This window comes from Williamsia sp. MIQD14 (assembly GCF_051025635.1).
In the GTDB taxonomy this organism is placed as follows: domain Bacteria; phylum Actinomycetota; class Actinomycetes; order Mycobacteriales; family Mycobacteriaceae; genus Williamsia_A.
The window spans coordinates 1,372,844-1,386,831 of the sequence record NZ_JBPFDG010000001.1 but is presented as its reverse complement, the minus strand read 5'-3'; the positions used below and the strand labels follow the sequence as shown (position 1 = coordinate 1,386,831).

Below are 13,988 nucleotides of genomic sequence, written 5' to 3'. Positions count from 1 at the left end.
CGGAGCGCTTTGGACAGGGGCACACTGGACCGATGCGCACCGACGTCCGTTCGACACGCCTCCGATCGGCGCTCGTCGCCGCCCTCCTCACCGTGATCGGCGCGGTGCTGGTGTCGGCGTGCGGGAGCGACCCGGGGCCCGCGGCCACCCACAACGCCACCGACGACGCCTTCGTGGTGGCCATGGCGCGTCACCATCAGCGCGCGATCGAGGTCGGTCAACTCGCCGCCGACCGCGGCACCGATCGCCGCGTGGCCGACTACGGGCGGTTGATCGTGTCGCAGCAGACACCGGAGCTGCAGAAGCTCAACGGATGGAGCGGCCACTGGGCGCTGCCCTCGGCCGCCGCCGGCGCCGCCATGCCCGACGGGTACATCACCGACGCGGCGCTCGCCGGGCTCCGGGCGCAGTCGGGTGTCGCCTTCGACCGTGCGGTTCTCCTGGCGTCGGCCGACAGCGAGACCGGCGCCGCGGCGATGGCGCAGCGCGAGCTGGCCTCGGGGGTCTACGGACCCGCCCGGGAACTGGCGACCTCGATCGCCACCGCGCCGACCACCCAGATCCCGAATCTGCGCGCGCTCGCAGCACAGTTGGGCTGATCGTCACCCCTTGAGCTGGGGGATGGGGCCCGCGAGCACCTCGAGCGCCTCGGCGAGTGCCTCGGCGTCGAGAGCGCGCAGCGGATCGAGCACTCGCGCACGCACGCTCGCGAGATGCGCGGGATAGGCACGTTCGAGTCGGTCGAACCCGGCGTCGGTGAGCACCGCGCTCATCCCCCGTCGATCGCACCCGTCGCGCATCCGGGTGGTGTCGCCGCGCGCGGTCAACGCCGCGATCAGCCGCGTCATCCGGCTCGCCGACAGCCCCACCAGCGACGCGAGCTCGGTCATGCGACATCGCCTCCCGGGCGACTCGGAGAGGATGACGAGCACCTGGTACTCGCCGAGGGTCAGCCCCGACTCCCTCTGCAGGTCTGTCTCCAGATCGCGCGGCACCACGACCAGTGCCCGCGCGAGGGCACGCCACACCCGGCCCTCGACGTCGTCGAGTGGTTCGGTCACGTGCGCCACCTCCGGTTCGTCACCCCACATCACGATGGTACTTGCGTGGGCAAGTATTTCCTGCGACAGTACTTGCCTACGCAAATACATGTGGTCGCGTCCTCGCGACCGGACATGTCGTCGACAGGAGCCCCATGTTCATCACCGCCGCCATCCTCAGCGTCGTGCTCGCCCTCGTCAGCCTCGGCGCAGGCGCACCCAAGGCCCTGCTGAAGGGACCCGCGGTCGAGCAGCTCTCCGGACGTGGGCTGAGCGCGTCGCTCATCCGGTTCATCGGTGCGGCCGAGGTCGCCGGCGCGGTGGGCCTGCTGATCGGCCTCGCGTGGCACCCGCTCGGCATCGCCGCGGCGATCGGCCTGCTGATCGTGTTCATCGGCGCCACGGTGTTCCACGCCCGCAACGGCGACTACGCGAACGCCGAGACCCGCGGGGCGTCACTGCCGTCGGTGGTGCTCACGATCGTGTCGCTCGCCGTGGTCATCACGCTCGCCGCGGCCTGAGCCCGGTTCTCGCGCAGGCGCGTACGAGCCGGATCAGGCGGAACGATCGGTCGGGATCCATTCGAACTCCGACTCGTCGAGTGAGCGCATGACCCGGATGTAGTGCGCGGTCGACGCCGGCCAGTTGTTGGTGTTGCGGCCCGAGGCGGTGCGATACCAACTGGTGCACCCCTGTTCCCACACCGTCTTCGACAGCGCGGTCTGCAGCGCGAGGTTCGACCGACGCTCGACGTCGGCCTTCACCTCCACCGCACGTGCCCGGCCGCCGGGTCGTGCGGTGTCCAATCGTTCGAGGGCCTGCGAGACGTACTTCATCTGCGCCTCGAGCATCAGGATGATCGACGTGTGCCCGAGGTTCGTGTTCGGACCGTAGAGCAGGAACATGTTGGGGAACCCGTGCACGCTCACCCCGAGATGCGCCTGCGCGCCGTCGTCCCACTCGCGGTGCAGATCTGCACCGTGGGCTCCGGTGACCGTGATGCCGCGCAGGAAGTCGGTCGCATGGAAACCGGTGCCGTAGACGATGGTGTCGGCCTCGACGGCGGTGCCGTCGGCCAGGCGGACGCCGTCGGGGGTGATCCGGTCGATCGGTGTCGTGGTGACGGTGACGTTCGGTCGATCCAACGACTTCAGGTAGTCGTTGGAGATGAGGACCCGTTTGCAGCCGATCGGGTGATCCGGGGTGACGGCGGCTCGAGTGGCCGGATCGGCGATCTGGCGGCGCATGTGCAGACGCGACCGCAGGCCGACGACCTTGAGGAGCGCCGGGATCTTGGTGAACCCGATCGACCGTGGTTCCAACGTCGCCCACGTCAGCCAGCGCGAGAGTCGTTGCAGCACAGGCACGCGAGCGAACAGCGTCCGCACCCATCGCGGGTAGGCGTAGTCGGCCTTGGGGATCACGAACGGGGCACTGCGCTGGAGCAGGGTGAGGTGTCCGACCTGTTCGGCGAGGCGCGGGACGAACTGGATGGCCGAGGCACCGGTGCCGATCACCGCGACCCTCTTGCCGTCGAGATCGGCGTCGTGATCCCAGCGCGCCGAGTGGAACAGGTTGCCGCGGAACGACTCCGCACCCTCGATGACGGGGATGGCGGGGTTGCTCAGCTGACCACACGCGAACACGACGACGTCGTGCGCGGTCTCGGTGCCGTCGTCGAGCCGCACGGTCCACGACGCACTCGCGTCGTCGTAGCTCGCGGAGACGACGCGACTGCGGAAGCGGATGTGGGGGCGCAACGCGAAGGTGTCGGCGATCGACCGGAGGTAGTCGAGGATCTCCGGTTGGGGGGCGAACCGCCGCGACCAGCGCGCACTCGGGGCGAACGAGAATGAGTACAGATGTGAGGGCACGTCGCAGGCGGCACCGGGATAGGTGTTCTCGCGCCAGCACCCGCCGACGTCATCGGCCGCCTCGAACAGGACGAAGTCGTCGTGGCCGGCGCGACGCAGGCTCGCCGCCATCCCCAGCCCCGCGAAGCCGGTCCCGATGATGGCCACCGACTGTCCTCGAACGCTCATCTGCGCCCCACCTCGTCCTGTGATCGCGAATCGACACCGCGTCCTGCGATGTCCCCTTCGAGGCTAGCGATCCGCTCGCCGCCCGAACATGCGATTGACGGCCAAGAAGTTACTAGAATTGACCATCATGACCCGGCCCACCGACGACGCTCCGTGGACGGTGCTGCGGTCGGCCCCGGGTTCACAGCTCCTGCTGGACTTCGCGGCCGAACACGGGATCGCCGAACGCGAGATGCTGAGCGGAACCGGTATAGCTCCCGGCACCGTGATCACCTCGATCACCGCCGAGCAGGAACTGGCGATGCTCGAGACGCTGGCCGACCGACTGGACACGGTCGAGGGACTCGGCGCCCTGCTCGGACAGCGCTATCACCTCACCACCTACGGGCTGTGGGGCTTCGCCATGATCAGCAGCGCCACCCTCCGCGAGGCGATCGCCGTCGGCCTCCGGCTGGTCAACCTCACGTTCGCCTTCTGTCGGATCGGTCTGCGCGACGCCGACGCCGACGGTCTCGCCGCGATGGTCCTCTCGGTGGAGGGCGGCGTTCCCGACACGGTCCGACGCATCGTGTGCGACCGCGACATCGCCGCCATCCGCGTCATCGCCCACGAGATCATGGGTCGCGAACTGTTCGCCGAGGCCGTCACGTCCACCTTCCCCGAGCCCACCGACACCTCCGCCTACGAGGCGGCCTTCGGGGTGACACCACGCTTCGGTGCGATCGAGAACGCGATCTGGTTCCGCGCCGCGCTGCTCGACTTGCCGCTGCCGCAGGCCAATGCGCTGGTCGCCGCCGAGATCGGCGATCAGTGCCGGCAACTCCTGCAGGAGCGCAGGGTCCGCATGGGAACGGCGGCGCGCGTGCGCGATCTGGTGTCCGCGGCGCCGTCGGACCCCCTCACGCTGGCCCGCGCGGCCCGGGAGTTGCACACCTCCGAACGACACCTGCGCCGCCAACTCGCACACGAGGGGACGACGCTGCGACGCATCGTCAACGAGGTCCGCGAGGACATGGCCGACGAACTGCTCTGCGTGACCGGTCTCTCGGTCGCCGAGACCGCGCGGCGCCTGGGCTACGCCGAGGTGTCGAGCTTCTCGCAGGCGTTCCGACGGTGGAAAGGGATGGGGCCGAGAGAGTATCGGCGGCAGCGGTCGTCAGCGGCTCCGCCGGTCGGAGTCAGCGTTCGCTGACCCGGCCGTCCCGCACGGTCCACGAACGGTCGCAGTGCACGGTGTCGAGCATCCGTCGGTCGTGCGTCACCAGCAGCAGGGTTCCCTCGTAGCTGTCGAGCGCCTGCTCGAGCTGTTCGATGGCGGGCAGGTCGAGGTGGTTCGTCGGCTCGTCGAGCACCAGTACGTTCGTACCCACGGCCTGCAGCAGGGCGAGGCCGGCACGGGTGCGTTCACCCGGCGACAGGTCGTCGACCGCGCGTTCGACATGATCGGCGCGCAGCCCGAACTTCGCGAGCAGGGTCCGCACATCGGCGGTGGGCCAGTCGGGGACATGGCTCTCGAACCTGTCGACCAGCGGTGTCGCACCGGTGAACTCCGCTCGCGCCTGGTCGATCTCGCCGACCGCGACGTTCGCGCCGAGGCTCGCCCGACCCGAGTCGGGGGCCTGGCGTCCCAGCAGCAACCGCAACAGCGTCGATTTGCCCGCCCCGTTGGGGCCGGTGATGCCGATGCGCTCACCCGCGTCGACCTGCAGCGACACCGGCCCGAGGGTGAAGTCGCCCTGGTGCACGACGGCCTCGCTGAGTGTCGCGACCACCGAACTCGATCGCGGTGCGGCACCGATCGTGAACTGCAGTGCCCATTCCTTGCGGGGTTCGGCGACCTCCTCCAACCGCGCGATCCGGCTCTCCATCTGCCGCACCTTCTGCGCCTGCTTCTCGCTCGATTCCGCGGCGGCCTTACGCCGGATCTTGTCGTTGTCGGGTGACTTCTTCATCGCGTTGCGGACACCCTGACTTGACCATTCGCGTTGTGTACGCGCGCGATCGACGAGATCGGCCTTCTTCTCGGCGAACTCCTCGTACTCCTCACGGCGGTGCCGACGCGCGGTCTCGCGTTCCTCCAGATAGCTGTCATAACCGCCACCGAAGACCGTCGTCGTGTTCTGCGCCAGATCGAGCTCGAGCACGCGGGTCACGCTGCGGGCGAGGAACTCCCGGTCGTGGCTGACGAGAACGACGCCGCCGCGCAGCTCACGGACGAACGTCTCGAGCCGCTCGAGGCCGTCGAGGTCGAGGTCGTTGGTCGGCTCGTCGAGCATCACGATGTCGAAACGCGACACCATCAGCGCGGCGAGCCCGACACGCGCCGCCTGCCCACCCGACAACGACGTCATCGCGGTGGTGGCGGGATCGACGGCGTCGGAATCGAGACCGAGATCGGCCAGCACCGCGGGCAATCGTTCCTCGAGGTCGGCGGCACCGGTGGCGAGCCAGTGGTCGAGCGCGACCCCGTAGGCGTCAGCGGGATCCACACCGGGTGTCGCCGCATCCGGATCCGACAGGGCGGCGGCCGCGGCATCCATCGTCGCGGTCGCGTCGGCGCACCCGGTGCGGCGCGCGATGTAGGCCGCGACGGTCTCGCCGGGCACACGTTCGTGCTCCTGCGGCAGCCAGCCGATGAACGCGTCCGCCGGCGCCAGGCTCACGGTGCCCTCCAGCGGTTCGAGTACCCCGGCGAGGATGCGGAGAAGTGTGCTCTTGCCCGCGCCGTTGGCCCCCACGACACCGACGACGTCGCCGGGCGCGACGGTGAGATCGAGGCCGTCGAACAGGGTGCGATGGGCGAAACCGCCGGCCAGGTCTTTCGCCACGAGCGTTGCGGTCATGGGTACATCCTCACACCCGCACCGCTGGGACCCGGCACAGCGATCACCGGCGTCGGATCGACGTGGGTTACCGTCGATGAATCGACACGACCGTGTGTCCGATCGACACCGAGGACGTCCCCATCTCCGTTCACGATTCTGCCGCCGCCCTGCCCGAGCAGCCGTTCGTCGCCCCGCACGACGACACCGCGGCGCACCGCAGGCCGCTGCTCCCCGCCGACGACCCGTTCTACCGCGCCCCCGGCGGGTTCGAGCACACCGCGCCCGGCACCGTGCTGCGGTCACGGGACGTCACCCTGGGTTTCCTCGGCGTGGTCCGGCAACAGATCCGTGCGACGCAGCTGGCCTTCCGATCGACCGACTCCCAGGGCGCGCCGATGGTCGCGGTGACCACCGTCCTCGTCCCGGCCGACCGGGACCCCGCGGCGGCGTGCCCGATCGTGTCCTACCAGTGCGCGATCGACGCCATCACCGGTCGCTGCTTCCCCTCGTACGCCCTGCGCCGTCGGGCACGCGCCGTCGGGGCGCTGCCCCAGTTCGAGTTCCTGCTCATCGCCGCTCTCCTCGCCGAGGGGTGGGCGGTGTCGATCCCCGATCACGAAGGGCCTCGCGGCCTCTGGGGCATCCCGTTCGAACCGGGCCACATCGTGCTCGACGGCGTCCGCGCGGCGCTCGGCCACGCGCCACTCGGGTTGCAGCGGGACGCGCAGGTCGGATTCTGGGGGTACTCCGGCGGTGGCCTCGCCACGGCGTGGGCGGCCGAGATGTTCGCCGAGTACGCACCCGAACTGAGCGTGGTCGGTGCCGTGCTCGGTTCGCCCGTCGGCGACCTCGGCAACACCTACATCCGCCTCAACGGTGGACTGTTCTCCGGACTCCCCGCACTCGTGGTCGGGGCACTACAGCACGTCTACCCGGAGCTGCAGCGCATCATCGACCGCCACACCACGCCGCGGGGACGGATCGCGCTGGCACGTCTGCAGCGCGCGACCACCGTCGAGGCGGTTCTGCGCTTCATGTTCACCGACATGGACGACATGCTCGACCGGCCGCTCGCCGACATCCTCGCCACGCCCGAGGTCCGCGCGGTGTTCGACGCCATCCGGTTGGGGCGTTCGGCGCCGGCCATGCCCGTCCTCATCGTGCAGGCGGTCAACGACCGGATCGTGTCGGTCGACGACATCGACACCCTCGCGGCCGCGTACAGCGCGGGCGGTACCAGCGTCACTTATCACCGAGACCGGTTCAGCGAACACATGCTGATGCACCCGATGGCGGCGCCCACGGCACTGCGGTGGCTGCGAGAACGCATGGAGGGGCGTCCGATCGACGAGAACCGCCTGCGCACCACCTGGCCGACGCTGTTCAACCCGAGCACCTACCGCGGCATGCTGCGTCTGGGCGCCATCTCGGCGAGGGTCGTCACCGGCCGCGCGATCGGCCGCCGGGAACTGTCCGAACTCGATCGCTGAGACCGTCTGACGCGGGACTCAGCCGCGCGCCATGTTCACGAAGCGGCTCAGGTGCAGCTGGTGGGCCACGGTGATGGTCGCGGTCGGACCGTTGCGGTGCTTGCCGAGGATGATGTCGGCCTCACCGGCGCGCGGGTCGTCGCGCTCGATGGAGTCGGGGCGGTGCAGGAGGATCACCATGTCGGCGTCCTGCTCCAGCGACCCCGACTCACGAAGGTCGGAGACCTGGGGACGCTTGTCGGTGCGCTGCTCGGGACCGCGGTTGAGCTGACTGATCGCGACCACGGGAACTTCGAGTTCCTTGGCCAGCAGCTTGAGCTGACGGGAGAACTCCGAGACCTCCTGCTGGCGCGACTCGACCTTCTTGCCCGACGTCATCAGCTGCATGTAGTCGATCACCACCAGCCGCAGATCGTGTCGCTGCTTGAGGCGGCGGGCCTTCGCGCGGATCTCCATCATGGTGAGGTTCGGGGAGTCGTCGATGAACAGCGGCGCCTCGCTGATCTCGCCCATGCGGCGGGCCAGGCGGGTCCAGTCGTCGTCGGTCATCCGGCCCGACCGCATGTCGGCCAGCTTGATGTTCGCCTCGGCCGAGAGCAGACGCATCACGATCTCGGTCTTGCCCATCTCCAACGAGAACATCGCCGACGTCATCTGATGCGTGATCGAACAGCTGCGCAAGAAGTCCATGGCGAGCGTCGAATTGTGGGTGGGCACCATCGACTCGCCGGCGAGGTACATGTGCGCGTCGTTGTCGACCTGCACGCACCGCACCGGCACGCTGTCGACGGCACGGATGTCGACGATGCGACGCAGGCCGGACGGGCGACGCAGCTCCTTGTGACGAATCGCCTTGCGGTGCACGGTGAAGACGTCCTCGTCGGCGTCGACGCGCAGCCATCCCGTGGCCGCACGACGGTAGGAGTACCCCAACCCCGCCACGAGGTCGGCGATCACCGCACTCATGTGCTGGGTCGCGGCGGGAACGGTGATCCAGCCGTCCTCGTCGACGATGCCGCGCGCGTCGAGCAACCCGGCCAGCAGCGCCCGACGCTGGGCGATCGAGCCGCGCAGGTACTCGTACGGGATGCGGCCACCGAGGTCCGACATCAGGGCCATCACGTCGACAGGACCCTCGGCGTCGATCCGCATCGCGATCTCGGGATCGTCGAAAGCCATGCCGGCCAACGCCGCAACGGTGTACGGCCCGTACCCGAAGCGGCGTCGCGGAAGCTCCAGCGGCTCGGCGTTGCGCACCGACACCGCACCGACCTGACCGATGAGCGCGCTGGTGGTCTGGACCGAGCGCACACCGTCGGACTCGATGCGCCACTGGTGTTCGGCGTCCGCGACGAGAACCGAGCCGTCGGAGAACTCGACCTCGTAGCAGGGACGTTCGGTCATCACGTCGGTCGTCGCCACCACGCGTGTGGGCGCACCGGCGGCGTCGATCAGGGTGTCGCCGACCTTCACCTCACCCATCGTGGTCCAGCCGTTGGGCGTGGGCAGAGGGGTGTCGAGGGCGAGCGCCTTGCCGACACCGGGACGTGCGGCGACGATGATCATCTGCCCGGCGTGCAGACCGTTGGTCACGTTGTCGAGATCGGTGAAACCCGTTGGGACACCGATGGAGATGCCGCCGCGCGACGCGATGGAGTCGATCTCGTCCATCGTGGGCTGCAACAGCTCCTCGAGTGGCACGTAGTCCTCGGCGGTACGCCGCTCGGTGACCTCGTAGACCTCGGCCTGCGCTCGGTCGACGACCTCGGCCACGTCCTGCCCGTCGTCGCCGCCGTAGCCGAACTGCACGATGCGCGTCCCGGCCTCCACCAGGCGCCGCAGGATGGCCTTCTCGGCGACGATCTGCGCGTAGAAGCCGGCGTTGGCCGCGGTGGGCACCGTGGAGATCAGCGTGTGGATGTACGGCGCTCCGCCGATCCTGCGGAGCTCGCCCTTGCGCTCGAGTTCGGCGGAGACGGTCACCGCGTCGGCGGGCTCGCCCTTGCTGTAGAGGTCGAGCACGGCGTCGTAGACCGACTGATGGGCCGGGCGGTAGAAGTCGCCGGGACGCAACACCTCGAGGACGTCGGCGATCGCGTCCTTGGACAGCATCATCCCGCCGAGCACCGACTGCTCGGCCACGAGGTCCTGCGGCGGTTGGCGGCCGAAGTCCTCTGAGGGCGGCGGCTCGTCGCGCGGCGAATGCCCGCGATCGTCCACTACTGCCACGACTCATCCTCCCGACGTCTCACTGCGCTACCACTGCACCGGCGGGGTCCCGCCGTGGGCGATCGTCGTCGCCCCCCACCTGAAGGTCACCTGTGGGTGAGTAGTACACCGCCGGTCCGACAGCTCCACGCGGGAGAACACCCCTGCCCTGTCGACCGGTGCACGGAGGCGGTCGGAGCGGGCGGGCGAACAGCGGCTACAGGCACGGTGAGTGACATTAGGGCGGGTTGTGACCGGCCACAAACCGGCCTGTGGACCAACTTGTGAACTACCTGTGGACGGGGTGGGCATAGACCCCGTGTTCCTGTGCATGGAGCTGGGGAACACGGCTGCGACGCCGACGATCGGCGCTGGTCACCCGCCAGTTCCGCCGTCCGTGGCATGTGGACCGAATTCTTTTCGGCGTGTCGCGGTTTGCGTGTTTTCGGGCGTGTTCGCGCAATCGCAACCGCGGACGTCGGTCGATTGGGTGAACCCTGCACGAATGGCGGATTGCGGGGCGGTGGGCGACACGCCGACGGCCACGAGGCCGCTTCCCACAGTACGCGCGTCCTGCGGGCTGGCGGCACATGAGGTGTCGAAACCGTGACGCCCGTATGGTTTTCGTCAACACGTGCAGGTCACCGCGTAGAGAACCCGTCATCGACGGCCGCCCGTCGCGTCCTCGCGAGTACACCGGTGGATGTGACACTCACCGACATCATGCCCACGTTGCGCATGTCGATCCCCGACCCCATCGATCTCCGACAGTGGCCACCGGGCACCTCGGTCACGATCGATGACGTTGCGGTGCAGGGCTTCTCCCTGTCCACGGCCTCAGCGCTGCTGGGCAGTCCGATGCGATGGGCGGCCGACGACCGTGCGACGACGATCGTCGTCGTGTGCTCGGTGAGCGCCGTTCTCCCCGATCCGACACATCCGATCCTGTTGCTCGACTGCGATGTTCGCCGTGGCGTACCCACCGAGACCGATGCGTCGGTGATCGACATCGTCTGGGACCACGCGCGTCTCATCGGCCGGGTGTCGGTGGCCCACAAACATCGGGTGCACCTGCTGGGAGACGGCACGCATTCACCTTTGGCTCCTGCACCGCACGCGGCGGACACCGACACGGCGTCGGTCACCGCGCCCCTCCCGCGGGATCTCGTCGTCGGTGATCGCATTGCCGTCCCCTGCACCGTCGGGGCGACACCTGTACGCACATCGGTCGCGGGGGTGGTGGCGCACACGGCGCGTGCGGTCTAATCGACCCATGGCCCGTCTGCGTGCGTTCTCCTCGTCGTTCGGCATCGTCGCGGTGCTCGCGCTGCTCGCAGCCGTCCTCGGCGTCGGCGCCGCTGCCGCCGCACCCACCACGGGCGGATCGACGGTGTGGCTGTGCCGGCCCGGTCAGCCCGACGACGCCTGCGGCGGCCGTTCCGGCGCGCCCGTCGACTGCTTCTACGTCTATCCCACCGTCTCCCTGCAGCTCGGGCAGAACGCCGACCGCGTGATCGGCCCGGAGGAACGGGTGATCGCCGCCGAGCAGGCCGCGCCGTTCGGCGCCCGCTGCAACGTGTGGGCACCGATGTACCGGCAGAGCACCCTCCGCGGACTCTTCACGGCCGGCAACGGGCCGCAGCGCAATGCCGCACTGGCCGTGGCATTCTCCGACATCCGGTCGGCGTGGCAGGACTACCTCACCCATCACAACGCCGGCCGGGGTGTGGTCCTGATCGGCCACTCACAGGGCACCCTGATGCTGCGCGCACTGATGCGTGAGTCGATCGACGGCACCGCCACGCGTGACCGCATCGTCTCGGCGATCCTGCTCGGGGGCAATGTGCTCGTCCGCTCCGGTTCGACGATCGGCGGCGACTTCTCGACCATCCCGCTGTGCACCGCGCGCAGCCAGTTCGGTTGCGTGGTGGCCTATTCCACGTTCGGGAACACCCCACCGGCCGACACCCGTTACGGCCGGGTACCCCCCGCGGGCACCGCCCCCACGCCCGGCGCGGCGTTCCCGGCCGGCGCCGATCTTTCGGTGGCGTGCACCAATCCGGCGGCCCTGGGTTCCACCGCGACCGCTCCCCTCCGCGGACTGATCGCCGGTCGAGCGGTCGACGGCTACCGGGCCCGGTGCACCACCGGTGCCGGTCCGCACGTCCTGCAGGTGAGTGGTGCAGCTCCGGTCCCCGCCTCGGCGCTGCCGCAGTTGCCCAACCCGACCTGGGGAACGCATCTGCTCGACGTCAACCTCGCCCAGCGTGACCTCATCGATCTGGTCGGAGCGCAGACCGCCGCCTACCTCGCCGCTCGCTGAATACAGCCTGCCGCCGAACCCGGCAGCGACACAACGCACTCGGCCCCCGACACCAGGCGTCGGGGGCCGAGATGTGTGGTGCGTGGGTCAGCCTGCGACGACCGTGAGGTCGACCGACGCCGAGACGTCGGGGTGCAGGTTCACGACGACCGGGAAGCTACCGGTGGACTTGATGTGCCCCTTGGGCAGCTCGACCGAGCGCTTGTCGACCGCCGGGCCACCCGCGGAACGGATGGCGTCGGCGACGTCGGAGACGGTGACCGAGCCGAAGAGCTTGCCGGAATCGTGGGTCTTCACGGTCAGGGTGACCGCGTCGAGGCCCTCGATGGCCTGCTTGAGCTCGTTGGCGTGCTCGAGGCCGCGCACCGCACGGGCCTCCTGCGAGCGACGGATGCCGTCGACCTGCTTCTGGGCGCCACGGGTGGCGGGGATGGCCAGGCCGCGGGGCAGCAGCAGGTTACGGCCGTAGCCGTCTTTGACCTCCACGGTGTCGCCCGCGACTCCGAGGTTGTCGACCTCGGTGGTGAGGATGAGTTTCATTGTGTTGTCCTTTCCGCTCAGCGGGCCGTCGAGGTGAACGGCAGCAGCGCCACTTCGCGCGAATTCTTGACTGCGACAGCGACGTCCCGCTGATGCTGCACGCAGTTACCGGTAACCCGACGCGAACGGATCCTGCCGCGGTCGGACACGAAACGCCGCAGCAGCGACGTCTCCTTGTAGTCGATCTGAGTGTGGTTCTCCTTGCAGAAGGAACAGGCCTTGGCCGTGATGTCCTTCTCGGGACGGATCGTGCGTCCGCCTCCCGATGCCTTGGGCATGTACGTACTCCGCTGTCTCGCTTGCCGAGAACCTGCTGGTGGGGATGTCCCCGCCCAGAGGCGTCCCGTCAGAAGGGTGGTTCGTCGTCTCCGCCGCCGAACGATCCGCTCGCGGGGGCGCTGCCCCACGGATCGTCGTTCTGCGCGGCGGCGCCGCCGCCTCCGCCGGAGCCGCCGCGGTTCCCACCGCCGCCGCCCGACGACATCGAGCCGCCACCCCCGCCGCCTCCGCGCGATGCGCGGTTGACCTTGGCGGTGGCGTACTTCAACGACGGACCGACTTCCTCGACCTCGAGTTCCACGACCGTGCGCTTCTCACCCTCGCGGGTCTCGTAGGAGCGCTGCTTGAGCCGACCGGACACGATGACGCGTGCGCCCTTGGTCAAGCTCTCGGCCACGTTCTCCGCCGCCTCGCGCCAGATGCTGCACCGCATGAACAGTGCTTCGCCGTCTTTCCATTCGTTGGTCTGACGATCGAACATCCGCGGGGTGGAGGCCACGGTGAAGTTGGCCACCGCGGCCCCGGACGGGGTGAAACGCAGCTCGGGATCCGCCGTCAGATTTCCGATGACGGTGAGGATGGTGTCGCCGGCCATGTCTGCTCCCTAAACGTGAGTGTGGTTGTCGAAGTCGATGCGCACCGATCACCGGTGGCGTCGTGATGACGCCGACCCTATTGATCGGTACCGACATACGACGCGGCTTCGCGCGATCCGGTTCCCTCGAGAGGGAAACCGGTCACACGAGGCTGCCGAGTCGGGTGTCTACTTGGCCTTCATGACCTTGGTGCGGAGCACCGACTCGTTCAGCTTCAGCTGACGGTCGAGCTCGGACACCGTCTTGGGCTCGGCATCGATGTCGATGACCGCGTAGATCGCTTCGGTGTGCTTGTCGATCTCGTAGGCGAGACGGCGCTTTCCCCAGATGTCGACCTTGTCGATCTTCCCGCCGTCCTTCCGGACGACGTTCAGGAATGTGTCGAGCGACGGGGCAACGGTGCGCTCGTCCAGGTTCGGATCGAGGATGACCATCAATTCGTAGTGACGCATAAGACCTCATCACCTCCTATGGGCTGATCGGCCACGGACTGTCCGTGGCAGGAGGGTCGCCTGCGTCGGCAACCGGCCCAGGCTACCGCAGGCACCCGTGACCAGCGAAATCGTCGACGGTCGCACGCGAATCGATGCACGGACGTGTCCGAATCGGGCTCCGGGGACCATCGCACAGCTCCTACAGTCGTAC

At 68.8% G+C, this 13,988-nt stretch carries 14 protein-coding genes; 6 read left to right on the top strand and 8 right to left on the bottom strand.

The genetic code is table 11. The features are described 5' to 3' along the window. The first annotated feature begins 32 nt into the window (after positions 1-32). Positions 33-599 carry a DUF305 domain-containing protein gene (locus tag ACQ7HM_RS06085; RefSeq protein ID WP_434215308.1) on the top strand — a complete coding sequence of 189 codons (567 nt, stop codon included), beginning with the start codon at positions 33-35 and terminating at the stop codon, positions 597-599. A 3-nt stretch (positions 600-602) separates the two neighbouring features. Here the strand turns inward: ACQ7HM_RS06085 and ACQ7HM_RS06080 are convergent, their stop codons facing one another. Continuing rightward, entirely contained in the window at positions 603-1,061 is a 459-nt protein-coding gene (locus ACQ7HM_RS06080) for a MarR family winged helix-turn-helix transcriptional regulator (protein ID WP_434215307.1), read from the bottom strand. 134 nt (positions 1,062-1,195) lie between these two features. Between ACQ7HM_RS06080 and ACQ7HM_RS06075 the strand changes: the two genes are divergently transcribed. Next, positions 1,196-1,561: a DoxX family protein gene (locus ACQ7HM_RS06075; RefSeq protein ID WP_434215306.1), complete on the top strand. Its 366-nt coding sequence runs from the start codon at positions 1,196-1,198 to the stop codon at positions 1,559-1,561. Positions 1,562-1,594: 33 nt separating this feature from the next. On the opposite strand, the gene ACQ7HM_RS06070 is transcribed toward ACQ7HM_RS06075, so the two are convergent. Then, positions 1,595-3,082, bottom strand: coding sequence for a flavin-containing monooxygenase (locus ACQ7HM_RS06070; RefSeq protein WP_434215305.1), 1,488 nt, complete (start codon positions 3,080-3,082; stop codon positions 1,595-1,597). 127 nt (positions 3,083-3,209) lie between these two features. Between ACQ7HM_RS06070 and ACQ7HM_RS06065 the strand changes: the two genes are divergently transcribed. Beyond that, positions 3,210-4,274: an AraC family transcriptional regulator gene (locus ACQ7HM_RS06065; protein WP_434215304.1), complete on the top strand. Its 1,065-nt coding sequence runs from the start codon at positions 3,210-3,212 to the stop codon at positions 4,272-4,274. On the opposite strand, the gene ACQ7HM_RS06060 is transcribed toward ACQ7HM_RS06065, so the two are convergent. Beyond that, entirely contained in the window at positions 4,261-5,925 is a 1,665-nt protein-coding gene (locus ACQ7HM_RS06060; RefSeq protein ID WP_434215303.1) for an ABC-F family ATP-binding cassette domain-containing protein, read from the bottom strand. The genes ACQ7HM_RS06065 and ACQ7HM_RS06060 overlap by 14 nt on opposite strands. Before the next feature lie 122 nt (positions 5,926-6,047). Here ACQ7HM_RS06060 and ACQ7HM_RS06055 point away from each other — a divergent pair, with 122 nt between their 5' ends. Then, the gene (locus ACQ7HM_RS06055; protein ID WP_434215644.1) at positions 6,048-7,397 is read left to right on the top strand and encodes a lipase family protein; all 1,350 of its coding nucleotides are present in this window, start codon (positions 6,048-6,050) and stop codon (positions 7,395-7,397) included. An 18-nt stretch (positions 7,398-7,415) separates the two neighbouring features. On the opposite strand, the gene dnaB is transcribed toward ACQ7HM_RS06055, so the two are convergent. Beyond that, entirely contained in the window at positions 7,416-9,626 is a 2,211-nt protein-coding gene (gene dnaB / locus ACQ7HM_RS06050; protein WP_434215302.1) for a replicative DNA helicase, read from the bottom strand. Between the two features lie 684 nt (positions 9,627-10,310). On the opposite strand from dnaB, the gene ACQ7HM_RS06045 reads away from it, so the two are divergent. After that, on the top strand, positions 10,311-10,871 hold the full coding sequence (locus ACQ7HM_RS06045) for a hypothetical protein (protein ID WP_434215301.1): 561 nt from the start codon (positions 10,311-10,313) through the stop codon (positions 10,869-10,871). A gap of 7 nt (positions 10,872-10,878) precedes the next feature. Then, complete coding sequence (locus ACQ7HM_RS06040; RefSeq protein WP_434215300.1) at positions 10,879-11,928, top strand: DUF3089 domain-containing protein; 1,050 nt, start codon at positions 10,879-10,881, stop codon at positions 11,926-11,928. An 87-nt stretch (positions 11,929-12,015) separates the two neighbouring features. Here the strand turns inward: ACQ7HM_RS06040 and rplI are convergent, their stop codons facing one another. From rplI to rpsF, 4 genes are all read right to left on the bottom strand, one after another. Next, positions 12,016-12,468 carry a 50S ribosomal protein L9 gene (gene rplI / locus ACQ7HM_RS06035; protein ID WP_045824834.1) on the bottom strand — a complete coding sequence of 151 codons (453 nt, stop codon included), beginning with the start codon at positions 12,466-12,468 and terminating at the stop codon, positions 12,016-12,018. Between the two features lie 17 nt (positions 12,469-12,485). Next, positions 12,486-12,746 (bottom strand): 30S ribosomal protein S18, encoded by a 261-nt coding sequence (gene rpsR, locus ACQ7HM_RS06030; protein ID WP_434215299.1) that lies wholly within the window; start codon positions 12,744-12,746, stop codon positions 12,486-12,488. 68 nt (positions 12,747-12,814) lie between these two features. Then, positions 12,815-13,342: a single-stranded DNA-binding protein gene (locus ACQ7HM_RS06025; RefSeq protein WP_434215298.1), complete on the bottom strand. Its 528-nt coding sequence runs from the start codon at positions 13,340-13,342 to the stop codon at positions 12,815-12,817. A gap of 168 nt (positions 13,343-13,510) precedes the next feature. Then, positions 13,511-13,795, bottom strand: a complete 285-nt coding sequence (gene rpsF / locus ACQ7HM_RS06020) for a 30S ribosomal protein S6 (protein ID WP_045824837.1) — start codon at positions 13,793-13,795, stop codon at positions 13,511-13,513. Positions 13,796-13,988: the final 193 nt, after the last annotated feature.